The sequence below is a fragment of the Fulvivirga sediminis genome, from assembly GCF_016757215.1.
GTDB classification, from domain to species: Bacteria; Bacteroidota; Bacteroidia; order Cytophagales; family Cyclobacteriaceae; genus Fulvivirga; species Fulvivirga sediminis.
The window spans coordinates 19,305-38,786 of record NZ_JAESIY010000015.1; the positions used below are offsets into that span (position 1 = coordinate 19,305).

Here is a 19,482-nt window from a genome sequence, read left to right on the forward strand (position 1 = left end):
GTTACCTTTTCCCAAATTAACGCATGACTAGGTACCAACTAGCCAATTGTTAATTGTTGGGTGAAATGTTAACTTTGTCGGATAAATCAAAAGACATTCTTGCAAAATGATCTTACATAATAGAGTTAATGGAAAAGTCCTTAAAGAAAAAATTAAGGCCAGTGATGAAAAACGCATCACTTTATCTTTTTACAAATACGTAAAACTATCTGATCCTCAGAACTTCAGAGATAAGCTGTATCATGATTACAGCCATCTGGGAATTTTTGGCAGGATATACGTAGCCCATGAGGGGATTAATGCTCAGATTAGTGTACCTGCTGAGCGGTATGAGGAGTATGAGGAATACATGAGCAATTCTGAAGAATTGCAAGGTGCACACCTCAATAGTGCCATAGAAGATGATGGCAAATCGTTCTTTAAATTAAAAATACAAGTTCGTAAAAAAATCTTAGCAGATGGACTTAATGACACTTCCTTTGATGTAACCAATAAAGGAGTTCATCTAACTGCTGAAGATTTTAACAAACTGGCCGAAGATCCTAATACTATCCTTTTGGATATGAGGAATCACTACGAAACTGAAGTGGGGCATTTTAAAAATGCTATTTGTCCTGATGTAGATACCTTTAGAGAATCACTTCCCATCATAGAAAATATGTTGGAAGACAAAAAGGATAAGAACTTGCTCATGTACTGCACCGGAGGTATCCGATGTGAAAAAGCTAGTGCATATTATAAGCATAAGGGCTTTAAGAACGTTTTCCAATTAAAAGGAGGCATTATAGAATATGCTCGTCAGGTAAATGAACAAGGCATTGAAAATAAATTCATAGGGAAGAATTTCGTGTTTGATGAAAGGCTTGGAGAGCGAATTTCTGATGATGTAATAAGCCATTGTCATCAATGCGGAAAGCCATGTGATGACCATACTAATTGTAAAAATGATGGCTGTCACCTGCTATTTATTCAATGTAAAGAATGTGCCGAAAAATACGAAGGCTGCTGCTCCGAAGAGTGTGTTGATATCATCCATTTACCAGAAGAGGAGCAGAAGAAAATTCGTCAAGGGATAAATAAAGGAAGACAAGTATTTAAAAAAGGTCGTTCAGAAAAGCTGACTTTTAAAAAATAAATTCGGCTCAATAGGTATTGATAAAAGCTTTGAATCATGTTACAGCAAAATGTGAATTTTCTGTACTTATGATTTGAACCATAAGATAAATGACTTCCCTCAGGAAGTGAACAAATTAGTGTTATTCAGCAAGATTAAGATCCTAAACAAGGGGTAATTAGAATCTATTTACCCCTTGGTCTTACTCTTTGTAAGCTATTGAAATAGCTAAATATTGTTAGTTCATTTGAGGTGAAGGACAGGTTTAAATGCCAAAATGATACTTATTTGATATGGCGCGCATAAAATACTACTACGACACGGAAACGTGTAAATATGAACGGGTTAAAGTCAAAAAACAAGACATCGTCCTTAATCTTCTAGGTTTAGGCTCTCTCATTGTGGCCGTAGCCGCAGGTCTCAATATGCTTTTTAGCAGCTATTTTGTTTCTCCTAAAGAGGTGATCCTGAAGAATGAAGTAGCTGAAATGGAGTTTTACTACGAAAACATTAACGATAAAGTCAATGACCTCCATGAAATATTGATCGCACTGGAAAAGAGAGATGACGAGATCTATAGAATGGTACTTGGCGCGGAACCCATTGCTCCTTCTATTCGAAATGCTGGCATAGGCGGTGTAGACCGATATCAAGAAATTAGAGACAAGGATATGATCCACGGAGAAGATATTATATCCCTCAGTGAAGACATCGATAAGCTACGAAGAAAGGTATATATTCAATCTAAGAGCTATGATGATATTATCGAATTAGCCGAAAATAAGGCTAAAATGTTAGCTGCCATACCTGCAATTCAACCCGTATCTAATGAAAAGCTTATAAGACTAGCTTCAGGTTTTGGTTATAGAGTACACCCTGTATACAAAGTAAAAAAGTTACACACAGGTATAGATTTCTCAGCCCCCATCGGCACGCCTATTTATGCCACCGCTGATGGAGTAGTCTCTAACACCACTATTAGCTTTGGCGGATATGGTAAACATGTAGAAATCGATCATGGCTTTGGCTATAAAACGCACTATGCTCACATGCATGAATTCATAGTGGAAGAAGGTCAAAAAATAAAAAGAGGGCAAATGATTGGTTACGTAGGCAACACTGGGGTCTCCACCGCCCCACACCTGCACTATGAGGTGATAAAAAATGACAAAAAGATTAATCCTATCCACTACTTCTTTAATGACCTAGATGCCGCAGAATATGAAAAAATCATTGAGTTGGCATCAATAGAAAACCAATCATTAGGCATGTAGTGAGAAAAATTATATAGAAATATTTTGTTTGATTAACAACTATTGACTTACTTAGCAATCGAATAAGAAAAAATGAACTTAAGCGTAAACAAATACCATCATCACCATCATCATTTCAACATCGATCTGATGCATGGAAGGTATATGTTTTAGCGTAAAAATATTTTAACAAAAAAACAGAAAAGGCTTACCATGTGGTAAGCCTTTTTTTGTTTTAAGACCATTTAGAATCATGACCAAGAAAATTAGAATTGCTATTCAAAAATCAGGGAGACTGCAAGAGCAGTCAGTAAAGTTATTAAAAGAATGCGGGCTAAGCTTCAGCAATGGACCTAATAGACTTAAAGCATCTTGCTATAGTTTTCCGGCTGAAATACTATTCCTAAGAGACGATGATATCCCTCAGTACGTAGAAGATGGCGTAGCTGATGTAGGTATCGTAGGCGAAAATGTTTACATCGAAAAGCAAAAAGAAATATCAGTAATAGAAAAGCTTGATTTCTCAAAATGCCGCCTAAGCATAGCTATTCCCAGAGAAAAAGAATACGGAGGTCCTCAATCTCTAAACGGCAAAAAGATAGCCACCTCCTACCCTAATATTGTAAGGCAATATTTAAAAGAACAAAATATTGAGGCGGACATCCATGAAATCAGCGGTTCCGTAGAAATTGCTCCGGGAATAGGCCTTGCAGAAGCTATTGTAGACATAGTAAGCACTGGCAGCACCCTACTGAGTAATGGGCTGAAAGAAGTAGAAACAGTAATGAAGTCTGAAGCCATATTGGTCTCTACTAAAACATTGGACCCTGAAATACAACTGCTTTTAGAAAAACTAATATTCAGAATAAAAGCGGTAAACACAGCTAAAAACAACAAATACTTACTATTGAACACTCCTAATGAATCAATAGAGGCCATTACCAACATACTGCCAGGCATGAAAAGCCCCACAGTAACTCCTCTTCAGCAAGCAGGCTGGTCATCACTACACTCGGTAATCAATGAAAATGATTTCTGGGAGATCATCGATCAACTAAAGGATCTTGGAGCGCAAGGCATACTAGTAGTACCTATTGAAAAAATGATCATCTAAAAACCGCTATCCGAAATGAACATTATCAAATACCCTGATCAGAAAGATTTACCTGAAATATTAAAAAGGCCTGTTTTTGAAACTGATTTCCTCGAAAGTACAGTTAAAAACATCATTAACAGGGTGCAAACCGGTGGTGACCTCACTTTGCTAGAGTTCAATGAAAAGTTTGACAAAGCAAAGCTAGAAACCCTTAGAGTATCAGAAGAAGAAGTAAAAGAAGCTTCTACCTTAATTTCTGATAAGTTAAAAGCTGCTATTGAAACAGCAGCTGCTAATGTTAGGAGATTTCATGAAGGTCAAAGGAGGTCAGAGCAACCCATAGAAACTTCGGTAGGCGTTAATTGCTGGAGAAAGTCTGTTGCCATTGAAAAAGTAGGCATTTATATTCCTGGCGGAACGGCTCCTTTGTTTTCTACGGTACTGATGCTCGGCATACCAGCTGCCATTGCAGGAAGCAAAGAGATAGTGCTTTGCACGCCTCCTGGAGCTGATGGAAAGGTGGCTCCTGCTATTCTCTTCACGGCAGAACTGGTAGGTGTAAGCAAAATATTTAAAGTAGGCGGCGCCCAAGCAGTAGCAGCTATGGCCTATGGTACAGAAAGCATACCTAAAGTAGACAAGATTTTTGGTCCTGGAAATCAATATGTAACTGCTGCAAAGCAAATGGTAAGCATGGATGGTGTAGCTATTGACATGCCAGCTGGCCCATCAGAACTAGCAGTAATAGCCGACAATTCTTGTGATCCTGAATTTGTGGCATCCGACTTACTATCACAGGCCGAGCATGGCAAAGACAGCCAGGTTGTACTTATTTCTCCCAATGAAGAGGTAATCAATGCCATAATAAAGGCAGTAGCCGCCCAGGTTGAGGACTTACCTAGAAAAGAAATTGCCTATGAAAGCCTTGAGCACAGCAAATTTATCTTGGTTAAAGATATTGACGAAGCCATGAATATTAGCAATGCGTATGCTCCTGAGCACTTAATCCTGGCTACCGAAGATGCAGTGCAACTAGCAGAAAAAGTAATCAACGCAGGTTCTGTTTTCATAGGTAATTACAGCCCTGAATCAGCCGGAGACTATGCTTCTGGCACCAACCATACTTTACCTACTAATGGAGCCGCACGCGCTTACAGCGGTGTATCCTTAGATAGTTTCATGAAACAGATTACCTTTCAACAGGTATCGGAAGAGGGCATTAAAAACCTGGGGCCTGCTATAGAGGCTATGGCTGAAGCAGAATTACTGCAAGCACACAAGAATGCTGTTACTTTAAGGCTTAAAAAATTAGGCGTATAGCACTATGAATATAGAAAACTTAGTAAGACCTAATATCCGCGCTTTAATGCCCTACTCTTCTGCCAGAGATGAATTTACTGGAAATGGAGAGGTCTTTCTTGATGCCAACGAAAACCCTTTTGAAACGGAAGTAAACCGGTACCCGGATCCATATCAGAGAGCTATCAAGGAAAATCTGGCACCTATCAAATCTGTTAGACCCTCTCAGATTTTTCTGGGTAATGGCAGTGATGAGGCTATTGACCTGATCATTAGAATCTTTTGCGAGCCAGGGAAAGACAAGACTATCATTTCAGATCCCAGCTACGGAATGTATCAGGTATCAGCAGGTATTAATAACATAGAAGTGATAAAAGTGCCGCTTAGTGAAAACTTCGAATTCATAGCTGAGAATATGTTAAAAGAAGCCGATGAAAACACTAAAGTGGCCTTCTTATGCTCACCTAATAACCCTTCTGGCAACGCATTAGACAGTGCTGAAGTAGAAAAATTTATTCAATCATTTGAAGGCATAGTTGTAGTAGATGAAGCTTATATCGACTTCTCTTTATCAGAAAGCTTCACGAAAAAACTAGAAAACTATTCTAGTCTAATTGTAATGCAAACTTTTTCTAAGGCCTGGGGGCTGGCTGGCTTAAGGCTCGGAATGGCTTTCGCTTCTGAAGAAATCATAAGCCTAATCAATAAGGTTAAGCCACCTTATAACATTAACATTTTAACTCAAAAAGCTGCTCTAGAAGCTCTGAACAACGAGGATAAAGTAAAGGCAGAAATTAAGCTTATACTTCAACAGAGGGAGTGGCTGCAAAATGAGCTTACCAAACTTGTGATAACTGAGCATATTTTCCCTTCAGACAGTAATTTCCTTTTAGTTAGGTTTAAAGAAGCTAAGCAACTCTTTGATTATCTCATAGCTAAAGAAATTATTGTAAGAGATAGAAGAAAAGTTCGATTTGGAGATAACTGCCTTAGAATAACGGTAGGTACCCCAGAAGAAAATCAAAAACTTATCACAGCCATAAAAAACTATCAACCATGAAATGAGCATTAGCCTCATCTCAACGCACAAGATAAACCATACAGATATGAAAAAAGCTTTGTTTATAGATAGAGACGGAACCTTAATTCTGGAACCGGAAGACGAACAAATCGATAGCCTTGAAAAATTAGAATACTACCCTGGCGTCTTCACCTGGCTGGGTAAAATATGCCGTGAGCTAGACTATGAGTTGGTTATGGTTACTAATCAAGATGGTCTGGGTACAGAAACCTTTCCTGAAGACACCTTTTGGCCTGCCAATAACCGCATGCTGGAAACCTTAAAAAACGAAGGCATCACATTTAAAGATATTATTATAGACCGAACCAGACCAGAAGATAACCAGCCTACCCGCAAGCCGGGAACAGCTCTTTTAGGTAAATACACTGGAGGTGGATATGATCTTGAAAAATCTTACACTATTGGCGATAGAATCACCGATGTGATATTAGCCAAAAATCTGGGTGCGCAAGGTATTTTCATTAACGATGGCAGTTTAAAAGAGCAGGTAAAAACCAATAATGTTGAAGACCACTGCGCCTTAATTACTACCAGCTGGCAGGCAATTTACGAGTTACTTCAAGAGCAGCCCCGCAAAGCCAGCATTAAAAGAACCACGAAAGAAACAGATATTGCCATTACTGTTAATTTGGAGGGCAATGGAAGAAGCGCAATAAATACAGGTATTGATTTTTTTGATCATATGCTGGAGCAAATAGCTAAGCACGGCCTGATAGATCTTGACATTCAGGTGAATGGAGATTTAAACGTAGACGAACACCATACCATTGAAGATACAGCCATTGCTTTGGGAGAAGCATTTCTTCAAGCACTTGGCAGTAAAAAAGGTATAGAAAGATATGGCTTCTGCCTGCCGATGGATGACGTTCTAGCGCAAGTAGCCATTGACTTTGGAGGACGTAACTGGATCGTTTGGGAAGCTGAATTTAAAAGAGAAATGGTAGGAAAAATGCCTACAGAGATGTTTTATCACTTCTTTAAGTCATTTTCTGACGCCGCCCGTTGCAACCTGAATGTAAAAGTAGAAGGAGATAATGAGCATCATAAAATAGAAGGTATCTTTAAAGCTTTCGCCAAAGCAATAAAAATGGCTGTAAGAAAAGATAAAGATAATTTCCAACTCCCCAGCACCAAAGGTGTGTTGTAAAATCAACTGACCATGAAAACTGCCATAATAAAATATAATGCAGGCAATACCCAGTCTGTAATTTACGCATTAGAAAGACTAGGCATCACGCCTATCCTTACCAATAATTTTGATGAGATAAGGGCTGCAGACAAAGTGATTTTTCCTGGTGTAGGAGAAGCCAGCTCCACCATGAAGCATCTGCAAGAAATGAAACTGGATCAGCTAATACCTTCTTTAAAGCAGCCCGTATTAGGCATTTGTCTAGGCATGCAGCTGATGTGTAAATATTCTGAAGAAGGAAATGTAAACTGCCTAAACATTTTTGACTGTGAAGTGAAAAAATTCCCAACCGATGCCTCTGAAAAAGTGCCTCACATGGGGTGGAACACTTTATATAACACTACTCAGCCATGGATTAATAATGACTTAGAAGACAAGCATGTTTACTTCGTACATAGCTTCTATGCGCCGGTAGTAGAAGAAACCGTAGCCTCTTGTGATTATATTTTACCGTTCAGTGCTGCCTTACAAAAAGATAACTTCTACGCCACGCAATTTCACCCAGAAAAATCAGCGGCTCAGGGAGCTAAAATAATAGAAAACTTTATCAAATTATGAGAATAATACCTGCAATAGATATCATTGACGGCAAGTGTGTACGATTAACACAGGGAGATTACGATCAAAAGAAAATATATAATGAAGATCCTCTGGAAGTAGCTAAATCATTTGAAGACGCTGGACTTCAGTACTTACATTTAGTGGATTTAGACGGAGCCAAAGCCGGAAAGGTAATCAACACAGAAGTACTTGCAAAAATCACCAGCAACACCTCTTTAGTGGTAGATTTTGGTGGTGGCATAAAAACGAATGCCGACATAGAAAAAGTATTTGATAACGGTGCCGCTAAAGTTACTTGTGGTAGTATCGCCATAAAAAACCCAACGAAAGTATCAGAATGGCTGGAAAAATACGGATCATCGAAACTCATATTGGGAGCTGATGTAAAAGACAGAATGATATCAGTAAGCGGGTGGACTGAACAAACCACCCTTTCCATAGAAGACCTATTACATAAATATTTGGATGACGGTCTGGAAGAAGTAATTTGTACAGACATAGCCACTGATGGCATGCTTACAGGGCCTAATCTGAGGCTTTATCAGGAATTGCTCAATATTTTTCCTAACATCAAACTCATAGCCAGTGGCGGCGTAAGCAACATCGATGATTTAAAAGCACTTAAGGCTGCCGGACTAGAAGGTGCTATTTTAGGCAAAGCCATTTATGAAGGAAAGGTGACTCTTAAAGAATTAAACGAACTCCAAAATGCTTAAAAAAAGAATAATACCTTGCCTCGATATAAAAAATGGACGTACAGTAAAAGGCGTTAACTTCGTAAACATAAGAGATGCAGGAGATCCTGTAGAACTAGGAGCCCTCTATGCAGAACAAGGTGCTGACGAATTGGTGTTTTTGGATATAACCGCCACTAATGAAGGAAGAAAAACCTTCAAAGAATTAGTTAAAGACATCGCCAAACATTTGAATATTCCTTTTACCGTAGGTGGCGGTATTAGTCATGTAGAAGATGTGGCTCCCCTACTCTATGCCGGGGCTGATAAAGTTTCTATTAACTCCAGCGCTGTTAAACGGCCTGAGTTAATTGATGAACTGGTCGCTGAATTTGGGAGTCAATGCATTGTGGCGGCCATTGATGCTCGCTATGTAGAAGGCAAATGGATTGTGCATACTCACGGAGGATCTAAACCTACCGACAAAGAACTCTTCTCCTGGGCTAAAGAAGTAGAACAAAGGGGGGCGGGCGAAATACTTTTCACCAGCATGGATCATGATGGGACGAAGCAAGGTTTTGCCAATGAAGCTCTGAGCCAAATGGCCAGCGAAGTAAGTATTCCCATAATTGCCTCTGGCGGAGCGGGTACTATGCCTCATTTTAAAGACGTATTTGAGCAAGGCAAAGCAGATGCCGCACTGGCTGCCAGTATTTTTCATTTCAAGGAAATAGGCATTCAGGAATTAAAAAAATATTTAAAAGATAACCATATAGCAGTAAGATAAATGGATAGTTTACAACCTGATTTCGAAAAACTCAATGGCCTGCTTCCGGCAGTAATACAAGATGCTTATACCAAAAAGGTATTGATGGTAGGCTTTATGAACGATGAGGCCTTTAACAAAACCAAAGAAGAAAAGAGAGTAACTTTTTATAGCAGAACCAAAGAAAGACTTTGGACCAAAGGAGAAACCAGCGGCAATTTTATAGAAGTAAAAAGCATGGCACTCGATTGTGATAATGACACACTACTTATTCAGGCCATTCCCGTAGGCCCTGTATGTCATAAAGGCAATGATACCTGCTTTGGAGACGAACCTAACACCTCAACGGACCTGGGGTTTCTTGAAGAGACTATTCAGGATCGAAAAAACAACCCTAAGCAAGAATCTTATACCAACTCTCTACTGAATAAAGGCATTAATAAAGTGGCTCAGAAGGTAGGGGAAGAAGCCGTGGAGCTCGTTATAGAAGCTAAAGATGATGACAAAACTCTTTTTCTAAACGAAGCAGCAGATCTTATGTACCATTACCTTGTGCTGCTAGCTGCAAAAGATTTCAAATTGAATGATGTGATAGAAGTTTTAAAAGAAAGACATAGCTAAACATAACACTACTACCCGCTTTTTCGATTTTATACATTCATAGCAAATACGCTATGTTCGATAAAAGAAAAAACGCGGGTATTTTTTATTGCACCACTCCATGCATTAGTGTTATTCTATCTCCTTAAAATTTCACAAACTCACTTGATTACCTTTATTAGAATCTCAACTTTTAGCATAAATCATCTAATCATTAAATGGATTTAGCACAACAAAAGACGAATTATTCGCTAGATTGTGAAAAATAAATTATTTTCGAGGTATATAACATATTTTTTTAATCAGCTTTCTTTTATAATCAAAATTATATTCCGATGAAAAGCAATCTTTTTGATACTACCTTTAATAATAATCTCGCCAACATTTGGCTACTTCTACTTAGAATTTCCATAGGTGCGTTAATGATGAACCATGGCTTACCAAAACTTGCCATGCTTTTAGAAGGTGGTGATATTCAATTTTTAGACTGGTTAGGCCTGGGACCAACCGTTTCTCTAACATTAGCTGTAATAGCAGAAGTAGTGTGCTCTGCTTTCATTATTTTAGGTTTAGCCACCAGGTTGGCTGTTATCCCACTAATTATTACTATGCTTACTGCTATATTTGTGATTCACGCTAATGATCCTTTTGCTAAACAAGAATTCCCGCTTTTATATATGATCATATATATTACTCTTCTGGTATTTGGTAGTGGAAAATTCTCTATAGATCAGAAAATGAACAGGAAAGGATATCGTTAAAAGTATAGTTTTTACTTCCTGATTATCTTGGGAAATTATAATTTCGCGATTCTAAAACTATTACTTATGGGAAGAGCATTTGAATACCGCAGAGCGGCCAAAGAAAAAAGATGGGACAAGATGTCCAAACTATTTCCTAAACTGGCCAAAGCCATCACGGTAGCAGCCAAAGAAGGAGGCACTGATCCTGACATGAACGCCAAGTTAAGGACAGCCATCCAAAATGCTAAGGGTCAAAACATGCCAAAAGACAACATCGATGCTGCTATAAAAAGAGCAGATGGCAAAGACGCTGATGCATATGTAGAGGTTAACTATGAAGGCAAAGGACCTCACGGCGTTCTTGTTTTTGTAGAATGCGCCACAGATAACACCACCAGAACGGTAGCTAACGTAAAGTCTTACTTCAATAAGGCTGGCGGCAGCTTGGTACCTTCAGGGTCTTTAGAATTTATGTTCAACAGAAATGCTGTATTTGAGTTTGATAAACCTGAAGGCATGGACCTGGAAGAATTAGAATTGGAGCTTATCGACGCAGGAATGGAAGAAATAGAAGAGCAGGAAGGCAAAGTATATGTTTACGGAGATTACACTCAATTTGGAAGTATTTCAAAAGCTTTGGAAGATTTGAATATTGAAGTAACAAAAGCATCTCTACAACGTTTTCCTACTACACCTGTAGACTTCTCTGAAGAACAGATGGAAGAAATTGAAAAAATGCTTGATAAGGTTGAAGACGACGACGACGTTCAGGCAGTATACACTAACATAGCTTAATGAAAGCTTCAAGTTTTGCACAACAGTTAAAAAGTCTTAACATAGTCCACTGGGCTATTGCACTACCCATGGTACTGGGAGGATTAGCAATATTCTCCCTTAACATGAACCAACCAGCAATAGCTCCAGGCCAGACTATAGACTATTTGATATACCTGCCATTATTGGCCATGGTAGTGATATTGCCTATAAGCAATATCATATACACCCAAATGCTTAAGAAACACTATCAAAAACCGTTATCTGTGAAATTTAAAGCTTATAAAAGTGCTTTTATCATTAGAGATTCGTTTTTTGAAATACCAGGGATCCTCACTTGCATAATAGCTTACATCTTAGGCAATAGCTTTATACTTATAATTATTCCAGCTATTTTACTGCAATTTTACTCTAACAGACCCGTATTAAAAAAGATCAGCTATGACCTGAGGCTTACCCCTGATCAGGAAAAAGAAATATTAGCCTAAGCTAAAATATCTTCATAAGCCCCATTAATGTGTACACGTGCACTGAGGTGTCCCTTCAAAGATTCTGGTTTAAGCAAAGAAGTTCCCATCAGCATTCTAGCACACTCCTGAATACCCTCTGTAATAGAAGGATGAGGGTGAACACATTCAGCTAACTCTTCCACACCTTTATCCATACTTATCAGCAAGGCTACCGCTTGTATAGCACTAGAGGCTTGATTCCCAACTACCCTCATACCTAAAAGACGCATTTTATCATCATTAGTTACTAATAGCTTTATAAAACCTTGCGTATTTCTCTTAGCTATTGCCCTGGGAATACAACGGTAGTCAAGAGTTACCACTTTATAAGAAATACCTTTTTTTATAGCCTGTTGCTCATTTAGTCCCACGCCAGCTACTTCTGGGTTCAAAAACATAATGGTAGAAATATTTTCATACATGAGATTCCGAGCAGGATCTCCAAAAATACGTTCAACGGCATACCGGCCTTCCAACTCTCCCACATTAACCAAAGCTATATCTGCTGTTAGATCACCTACTGCATAAATATTACCTTCACTAGTTTGAGTCTGATTATCTTCTACTCCTCTCTGATTTAAAGTAATATTTACATTATCGCTCCACAGATTTTCATAATTAGGCACACGCCCAACAGCTACTAGTGCCTTCTCTACATTAAAAACCTCATTAGAACCATCTGTATATTCAAGTTCATACTCTACCCTCCCGTGCATTACTTCCATCCTCACTAACTGCGAATTTCGATGAATATGCACTCCATTGTTCTCCATGTTACGTTCTATAACATTCACCACATCCTCATCTTCAAATGGCAAAATATGATCTCCTTTATCTATGAGATGAACTTTAGTCTTTCCAAAACCTGAGAATATCGTGGCAAATTCACAACCGATAACCCCTGCACCCACTATTACCATGCTTTCAGGAAAATCATCCAGCTTTTCTATACTATCACTGGTAATAATAATTTTTTCATCGATAGGTATATTTGGTAGCTTTCTAGGCCTACTACCAGTAGCTAAGATGATATACTCGGCCTCCACAATTTGTTCCTTACCATCTGTATCAGTTATTTGCACCTGATGAGGTGTAAGTAAATGAGCTGTACCTTCCCTGTAAGTAAGTAAATCACTCAAATGAGTATCTATAAGAGAAGTCATATTATCTAAAAGCATAGTCTGCCTTTCACTTACAGCTTTTAAAACCTCTCTTTTAATCTCATTAAAGTCAGCATCTGGGGGCTCCAGATTAAATCTGCTCAGGTGTCGGCTTACCAAATGAACATCTCTTGAAATTTCCCACCAAGTTTTAGAAGAAAGGGCACCTTTAGCAACCCCACCACCACCAATACTTTCCTTTTCTACCAGTAAAGTCTTCTTCTTAAAATCAATGGCCCGCATAGCTGCAGCATATCCTGCTGGCCCTGCACCAATAATTACTATATCATACTTTTCCATAACCAAAGTCTCTTATATAAATATACTATATCATAATATTTTTACTTCACTTCTAAGAGATAAATACAAATTGAGTTACATGAAAGTTACAACTTAAACAATAAAATTAAAATCAATATTATTTCTTACTTAAATCTTACATTAGTAGATATTTTGATGAATAATGCTAATATTATTATTTGCATTAAAATTTCTACTATACATTTCATTATTGATTAATATAAAATATTTATAACATTTATTATGTTTCTTTAAAATATTCTTATATTTTTTATTGACCATAGATCTAAATAGATATAATATTGCATTACATAACATTTATAACTATTTAAACTATTTACAAAATGAAAACGGTAGTAACTAAAAGTAAGGAAACGCAGAAGAAAGAAGAGTTAATTTCCAAATTAATGCAAAACAACAAAGACAATTTTAGCAGCCCTTGCCTGATACAGTGCACTGTGGTAGGAGATTAATAAACAAAACCAATGGGAGTCACTCTAAACAAGTGGCTCCCATATTTTTTTTGAAATTTTAATGCTAAAGAAATGAAACTGGAAAAGTATCTTGATTGTGAAAATGAGGAGTTAGTGATAGAAGGCTTTATAGATAGATACAACGTATCAGAGGAAGAAGCCCGAGAGATTTTTTTTGAAACGAAAAAATGGCTTTGGTTAGCCAACCAATGCATAAACAAAGAAGGCTTTAATCTTTTTATTGATGGCCCTTTACTGATCATTGATGAGATGTGGCACACTTTCATATTATATACGAGTGTGTATACGAAATTTTGCAAAAAACAATTCAATAAATTCATTCATCATCACCCCACCAGCAAAAGGGAGCAGGCCGAAAGAGATAAGCTAATTAGGGAAAATATCGATGCGAACCCTTACGAAGCAATCATAGAAAAGCAATACAGCCTAATTTATGATTACCTAGGGGCAGAGACTTTACTAAAGTGGTATGAGGCAATTCCTCAAAAATATACTGCTAGTTATATTAAGCAGATAAGAAAATATTAAATTCATTTTTTCTTTTACCACCAGTTAAAGTATTTTAGTATCCATTAACCTTAATGGATGCTATTTTTTTTTTTCGTAATCAAGATTTCTCCCTTCACCTGATACCGCGTATTAAGTGGGTATTATTACCATTTTGCTTTTTTCTGAGTACCCTATCCTTTGCTCAAAACATTCCATTTACCACTTATACTGCCTCAGACTATAATGCATCATCATCTAACTGGTCTATTACTCAAGATGAAAATGGTCTATTTTATTTCGCCAACTACCAAGGCGTACTAATTTTTGATGGCATCACTTGGGAGCTTATTCCTCTAGCTGGTCAAAACATTTGCCTATCCATAGCATATACCAACGGTAAAATATTTGTTGGTTCGAAAGGAGATCTAGGATACTTACAACCAGATTATAAAGGTAAACTTCACTTTGAATCATTAAATAGCAAGCTTTCTCAAGAGAACCAAACACAAAGTTGGTTTGATATAAAACATAGCCACGAGACCACATACTTTTATTCAAATCAGTGCATAGTAGGCGTGAAAAATGATTCCATATTTGAGATCAAGAGCGACCAAGGACCGTTTGGCGGACTTTTTGAAGTAGCAGATGAAGTATATACCTATGTATTTGGAAATGGGATTTATAAGCTTGAGAATAATACACTAAAAAAACTAAAAGGCACGGACCGGCTTACTTCTGAAAATATTGCATATATCGATGAAAAAGACCATCAACTCATTATTGCTACCAACAAAAATGTTCTCTATTCATACAAAAACGGATACACAAAAAAACTGAACAATGCCTCTCCTGAATCAGTGATCAGCTCCTTCGCTAGTAGCTCCAATCCGCCTCAAAAATATAATAAGGCTATTGGAACGCTTGGCAAAGGCCTGTACTTCTTAACCCCTCAGTACAATCCATTAAAAACTGGCTTTCTTGAAAATCAAACGATCAAAAAACTGTATTTTGATCATTACGGAAACCTGTGGAGTGCTTCTCAGGAAAATATATCACATTTTGAAACCTCCTCCCCTTTAAAAATTTCTAAAGACATTCGTAATGAAACCGGCTCTATCCTATCTTTAATTAAATGGAAAGGCTCTGTCTACATGGGCACTACTACAGGGCTTTTTTTGATAAAAGGTAATTCTATTGAAAAAGTACCAGGCATTAACGCAAAAGTCTGGAGCTTAATAGTCTTTAATAGTAAATTAATGATAGGCAGCGAAGTTGGCCTTTATCAACTAAAAGAAAACCTTCAAAAGGTATCCGAAATCAGATTAATATCTAATCTCAGCCATTGGAAAAACAACCTTATTATTGGTTCTCTTGGTCAGTTAAACATTCTTTCAGCAAGGACAGAAGAAACACCTGAGATAAAGAAGAAAATCAAAATGGGAGTGCGTCATTTCAATGATATTATGCAAATAAATGACAGCACCATATGGCTCCATTCTAAATTTGATGGTGTGTATAAGCTAGACCATGTTAATAGAGACTCTGTAATAATTAACAAATACACAACAAGCAACGGACTCCCTGATGTTAATGACATTAATATTTTCAATATAAAAGACAGAATAATATTTTCCACCAGCAAAGGTTTTTATCATTTCAACCCAGAAGACCAGACATTCTCTCCGGATACGTCTATTTCCAAAACACCCTACAAAATCACCTATGCTACAGAATCAGAAAAAGGTATTATTCTTTCTACTATCGATGAGCACAATTACAACAAACTAGTTCACCTCTCAGAAAATGGTGAGGAAATCACAACCCCATTTAAAAGGATTCCTAACATATCCATTGACTTGACATATTATGTTGATAGTACCTTATGGATTGCTGGAAGCAATGGGCTTTATACATTTGACTACCGCATAAAAAAAGACTATAGTAAGAGCTTCCCAACCGTTATAAGAAGGGTAACCTCTCAGGACTCTGCCGTTTTTCTAGGCCACTATTATAGTCCTAATGAAGCAGCCGAAATTATTCCTTCCTTAGTATCAAAACAGACAAAGGGGTTTATTCCTAAACTAGACTATGAACATAATGAAATATCTTTTCAATATAGCGCTTCCTTTTATGAGGTGCCGGAAGGTAATGTATTTAGCCACTATCTGGAAAACGAAGATAAAGGATGGTCTCGCTGGGATGTTAACCATAAAAAAGAATATAGTCATTTACCTCCCGGAGATTATGTATTTCACGTAAAATCAAAAAATATATACGGAATTGAGGGTAAGGAAGCCACTTACTCTTTTACCATATTACCTCCATGGTATATGACATGGTGGGCTTATTTTGGGTATGCCATAGTGTTAGCATTCCTGATCTGGGGAGTAGTACTTGCCTATACCTATAGAGTGCGCATGCAGCGTCAAAAACTAAAGCTTATAGTAGCTGACAGAACCTTTGAAGTAATAAGTCAGAAAAAAGAGATCGAAAAACAAAAGAACCTTTTACAAAATCAATACGAGCAGATAAAAGTACAAAGAGACGATATACAAGCCAAAAATCTGGAGCTTAGCCAGGCTCAAAAAAGAACCTATCAAACTAATCTAGCACTACAAGAGCTCAACGGAAACCTTGAACTACAGGTAGAAGAAAGAACCAAAGAGATCCAAGCCATGCTCACAGAACTTCAAAAGACTAACAAAGAGCTTGATCACTTTATTTATAGAGCCTCACACGACCTCAAAGGCCCCATAAGCAGAATTAGCGGACTTACTACGCTGGCCAAGCTGGAAATTGAGGATGGCCCCACCAAAAATTATCTCCACTTGATTGATTATACGGCAAACAACATGAAAGGCACCCTTACTAAGCTCACTCAGGTGCATGACCTCATGACGGCCGAAGTGGTTATAGAGGAAATAGATATCGCCACCTTATTAAGTGATATTAAACATAGCCTGAAGCACCTGGATGATCAGGACCTCAACACTAAATATACCTTCGATTTTAAAGACAACTTATGCATCAAACATGACAAATACAGACTTAACATTATACTAAGCAACCTGCTGGAAAATGCTATAGTTTATAAAAGGCAATCACGTGATGAGCACAGCATACACATCAACATTAGAAAAAACGACAAGAACCTTATGATTACGGTCACAGATACGGGCATTGGCATAGAACCCGACCAAAAGGAAAAGGTCTTTAATATGTTTTACAAAGCCAATGATATTCATAATGGTAGCGGGCTGGGTCTTTACCTGGTAAAGCTGGCTTTACAAAAATTGAATGGCTCGGTTACAGTAGAAAGTAAAGTAAACACCTTCACCACCTTCACTGTACAGATAGGCTTAGCGGAGAGCCTTACTTAATACCATCGATAATTGGCCTTATTTTATTGGCTTCCTTCATAAAACCCACCATAATCTCTGCATCTTGAGCATCCAGCGCTTTTTTAAATTTCTGCAAATGGGCAATATACGTTTCTAACGCTCCTGATAAATTCTCTTGGTTCTGTCGAAAAATAGGAGACCACATTGCGGGTGAACTTTTAGCTAAACGTACGGTAGAAGCAAAGCCAGACCCTGCCATTGCAAAAATATGCTTCTCATCCTTCTCCTTGGCCAGCACAGTAGTACTAAGAGCAAAGGAGGATATATGACTCAAATGACTCACATAAGCAATATGCAAATCATGATCTTCAGGCTTCATAGTCACCACTCTCATGGCCAGATTTTTACATATTTCTTGAAACAAATTAAGCTGCTTTTCCCCACTCTTCTCTTCCTCGCAGAGTATCATGATTTTATCTTCAAAAAGAGTTGAAAAGGCGGCCTCAGGCCCCGAATACTCAGTACCTGCCATAGGGTGAGCCGCTACAAAGCATTTACGCTTGGGGTGAGCTACCACAGAAGCACATACTGCCCCCTTTGTAGATCCAAAATCAATGACCAAATGATGATCATCTACCATATCCAGAACCTGAGGCAAAAGAGAAGTGAGTGCATCTACTGGAATGGCTAATATTACCACATCTGACTGTTTTATAGCGTCTCCAAGGCTAGCTTCCCTATCAATAATACCCAGTCGTAAGGCACTCTTTATATTATCAGAGTTTTTGTCAACGCCGATAACTTCTACATGAAGCCTTCTACGTTTTACTGCTAAGGAGAAAGATCCTCCAATAAGGCCTACTCCTACTAAAGCTATTTTCATATTATTAAAGTCTTTTTAATGCCTCTTCATACACCTCCACACCACTACATAATGATATGCGCACATACTTTTTACCTTTATCGCCAAAGATAAAACCCGGGGTAATAAAAACGTGATTTTCATGTAAAAGCCGCTCCACTAAATCTTCGGCACTATGAACATCATCAGGTATATGTGCCCACACAAACATTCCTTGCTGATCTGCACTATAAGTACAACCCAACTTATCCATTATGGCCTGTGCTTTTACTCTTCTTTGAGCGTATACTTTATTTATACTGTCAAACCATTCATCTCCCAGCTTCAATGCCTCCACAGCGGCCAGCATCATAGGTTTAAACATGCCTGAGTCTACATTACTTTTTATCTTAAGTATAGCCTGAATATAATCTTTACTTCCTGCTACCCAGCCTATACGCCAGCCTGCCATATTAAACGATTTGCTCATTGAATTGAGCTCTAATGCTACTTCCTTAGCTCCTGGCACTGAAAATATACTAATAGGTTTACCTGAAGGAAGGATCATACTATAAGGATTATCATGACAAAGCAACACTTGCTTTTCTTTAGCCAATTGTACAAAGCGGCTCAAAGTATCAAAATCAGCGGGCTGACCTGTAGGCATATGTGGATAATTAAGCCACAAAAGTTTAATTCTGCTATAATCTAATTCCTGAAGATATTGCCAATCGGGCTGCCAGCCATTATCTTCCAACAGAGGAAAACGAATAACCTCTGCACCACACATTTCTGCCACTGCACCATAAGCAGGGTAACAAAGCTCCGGCACTAATACCTGATCTCCAGGATTTAGAAATGTTAAGGAAATGTGAGTTATTCCTTCTTTAGAACCTATCAGAGGAAGTATCTCAGAAGTTGCATCCAGCTTCACCTCAAATACTTTTTGGAGCCATTGACTGATTGACTCTTTTAGCTCAGGCAACCCAGCATAGGACTGATAACCATGATTCACGGGCTTATATAATTCTTCAGAAGCCCTATTTAGGACAGCTGCCGCAGGAGGAAGATCAGGACTACCAATGGCAAGGTTTAAAACGTCTTTACCTTCCGCCTGCATTTTACGTACCTCAGCTAGTTTTTGAGAAAAATAATACTCTTTTACCTGTCCGAGCCGATCAGCTGTTGAAATTATCAT

19 protein-coding genes are annotated in these 19,482 nt (G+C 38.0%); 16 read left to right on the plus strand and 3 right to left on the minus strand.

Going from position 1 to position 19,482, the window contains the following annotated elements; translation table 11 throughout:
• The first annotated feature begins 106 nt into the window (after positions 1 to 106).
• From trhO to JL102_RS21160, 13 genes are all read left to right on the plus strand, one after another.
• Positions 107 to 1,135: an oxygen-dependent tRNA uridine(34) hydroxylase TrhO gene (gene trhO, locus JL102_RS21100; RefSeq protein WP_202246457.1), complete on the plus strand. Its 1,029-nt coding sequence runs from the start codon at positions 107 to 109 to the stop codon at positions 1,133 to 1,135.
• A 272-nt stretch (positions 1,136 to 1,407) separates the two neighbouring features.
• Positions 1,408 to 2,388, plus strand: coding sequence for a M23 family metallopeptidase (locus JL102_RS21105; RefSeq protein ID WP_202246458.1), 981 nt, complete (start codon positions 1,408 to 1,410; stop codon positions 2,386 to 2,388).
• A gap of 232 nt (positions 2,389 to 2,620) precedes the next feature.
• On the plus strand, positions 2,621 to 3,481 hold the full coding sequence (hisG, locus tag JL102_RS21110) for an ATP phosphoribosyltransferase (RefSeq protein WP_202246459.1): 861 nt from the start codon (positions 2,621 to 2,623) through the stop codon (positions 3,479 to 3,481).
• Positions 3,482 to 3,496: 15 nt separating this feature from the next.
• Positions 3,497 to 4,783, plus strand: coding sequence for a histidinol dehydrogenase (gene hisD, locus JL102_RS21115; RefSeq protein WP_202246460.1), 1,287 nt, complete (start codon positions 3,497 to 3,499; stop codon positions 4,781 to 4,783).
• A 4-nt stretch (positions 4,784 to 4,787) separates the two neighbouring features.
• Positions 4,788 to 5,822, plus strand: a complete 1,035-nt coding sequence (hisC, locus tag JL102_RS21120) for a histidinol-phosphate transaminase (protein WP_202246461.1) — start codon at positions 4,788 to 4,790, stop codon at positions 5,820 to 5,822.
• 46 nt (positions 5,823 to 5,868) lie between these two features.
• Positions 5,869 to 6,990 (plus strand): bifunctional histidinol-phosphatase/imidazoleglycerol-phosphate dehydratase HisB, encoded by a 1,122-nt coding sequence (hisB, locus tag JL102_RS21125; protein ID WP_202246462.1) that lies wholly within the window; start codon positions 5,869 to 5,871, stop codon positions 6,988 to 6,990.
• 12 nt (positions 6,991 to 7,002) lie between these two features.
• Entirely contained in the window at positions 7,003 to 7,590 is a 588-nt protein-coding gene (gene hisH / locus JL102_RS21130) for an imidazole glycerol phosphate synthase subunit HisH (protein WP_202246463.1), read from the plus strand.
• Positions 7,587 to 8,309, plus strand: coding sequence for a 1-(5-phosphoribosyl)-5-[(5-phosphoribosylamino)methylideneamino]imidazole-4-carboxamide isomerase (hisA, locus tag JL102_RS21135; RefSeq protein ID WP_202246464.1), 723 nt, complete (start codon positions 7,587 to 7,589; stop codon positions 8,307 to 8,309). The genes hisH and hisA overlap by 4 nt, the downstream gene beginning before the upstream one ends.
• Positions 8,302 to 9,054, plus strand: coding sequence for an imidazole glycerol phosphate synthase subunit HisF (gene hisF / locus JL102_RS21140; protein ID WP_202246465.1), 753 nt, complete (start codon positions 8,302 to 8,304; stop codon positions 9,052 to 9,054). The genes hisA and hisF overlap by 8 nt, the downstream gene beginning before the upstream one ends.
• Positions 9,055 to 9,654 carry a bifunctional phosphoribosyl-AMP cyclohydrolase/phosphoribosyl-ATP diphosphatase HisIE gene (gene hisIE, locus JL102_RS21145; RefSeq protein ID WP_202246466.1) on the plus strand — a complete coding sequence of 200 codons (600 nt, stop codon included), beginning with the start codon at positions 9,055 to 9,057 and terminating at the stop codon, positions 9,652 to 9,654.
• 314 nt (positions 9,655 to 9,968) lie between these two features.
• Positions 9,969 to 10,394, plus strand: a complete 426-nt coding sequence (locus JL102_RS21150; RefSeq protein WP_202246467.1) for a DoxX family protein — start codon at positions 9,969 to 9,971, stop codon at positions 10,392 to 10,394.
• 66 nt (positions 10,395 to 10,460) lie between these two features.
• Complete coding sequence (locus JL102_RS21155; RefSeq protein ID WP_202246468.1) at positions 10,461 to 11,171, plus strand: YebC/PmpR family DNA-binding transcriptional regulator; 711 nt, start codon at positions 10,461 to 10,463, stop codon at positions 11,169 to 11,171.
• Positions 11,171 to 11,638, plus strand: coding sequence for a hypothetical protein (locus JL102_RS21160; protein WP_202246469.1), 468 nt, complete (start codon positions 11,171 to 11,173; stop codon positions 11,636 to 11,638). The genes JL102_RS21155 and JL102_RS21160 overlap by 1 nt, the downstream gene beginning before the upstream one ends.
• Here JL102_RS21160 and JL102_RS21165 read toward each other — a convergent pair.
• Positions 11,635 to 13,119 (minus strand): dihydrolipoyl dehydrogenase family protein, encoded by a 1,485-nt coding sequence (locus tag JL102_RS21165; protein ID WP_202246470.1) that lies wholly within the window; start codon positions 13,117 to 13,119, stop codon positions 11,635 to 11,637. The two genes, JL102_RS21160 and JL102_RS21165, sit on opposite strands and share 4 nt — an antisense overlap.
• 344 nt (positions 13,120 to 13,463) lie before the next feature.
• Here JL102_RS21165 and JL102_RS23885 point away from each other — a divergent pair, with 344 nt between their 5' ends.
• The 3 genes from JL102_RS23885 to JL102_RS21175 all read left to right on the plus strand — a co-directional run bounded on the left by JL102_RS23885 (position 13,464) and on the right by JL102_RS21175 (position 17,482).
• The gene (locus JL102_RS23885) at positions 13,464 to 13,592 is read left to right on the plus strand and encodes a hypothetical protein (protein ID WP_262896891.1); all 129 of its coding nucleotides are present in this window, start codon (positions 13,464 to 13,466) and stop codon (positions 13,590 to 13,592) included.
• Between the two features lie 72 nt (positions 13,593 to 13,664).
• Positions 13,665 to 14,141, plus strand: a complete 477-nt coding sequence (locus tag JL102_RS21170) for a glycine-rich domain-containing protein (protein WP_202246471.1) — start codon at positions 13,665 to 13,667, stop codon at positions 14,139 to 14,141.
• Positions 14,142 to 14,194: 53 nt separating this feature from the next.
• Entirely contained in the window at positions 14,195 to 17,482 is a 3,288-nt protein-coding gene (locus JL102_RS21175; RefSeq protein ID WP_202246472.1) for a sensor histidine kinase, read from the plus strand.
• On the opposite strand, the gene JL102_RS21180 is transcribed toward JL102_RS21175, so the two are convergent.
• Together JL102_RS21180 and JL102_RS21185 are read right to left on the minus strand one after the other, a co-directional pair.
• The gene (locus JL102_RS21180) at positions 17,475 to 18,326 is read right to left on the minus strand and encodes a prephenate dehydrogenase (protein ID WP_202246473.1); all 852 of its coding nucleotides are present in this window, start codon (positions 18,324 to 18,326) and stop codon (positions 17,475 to 17,477) included. The two genes, JL102_RS21175 and JL102_RS21180, sit on opposite strands and share 8 nt — an antisense overlap.
• Positions 18,327 to 18,330: 4 nt before the next feature.
• Positions 18,331 to 19,482, minus strand: coding sequence for a pyridoxal phosphate-dependent aminotransferase (locus JL102_RS21185; protein ID WP_202246474.1), 1,152 nt, complete (start codon positions 19,480 to 19,482; stop codon positions 18,331 to 18,333).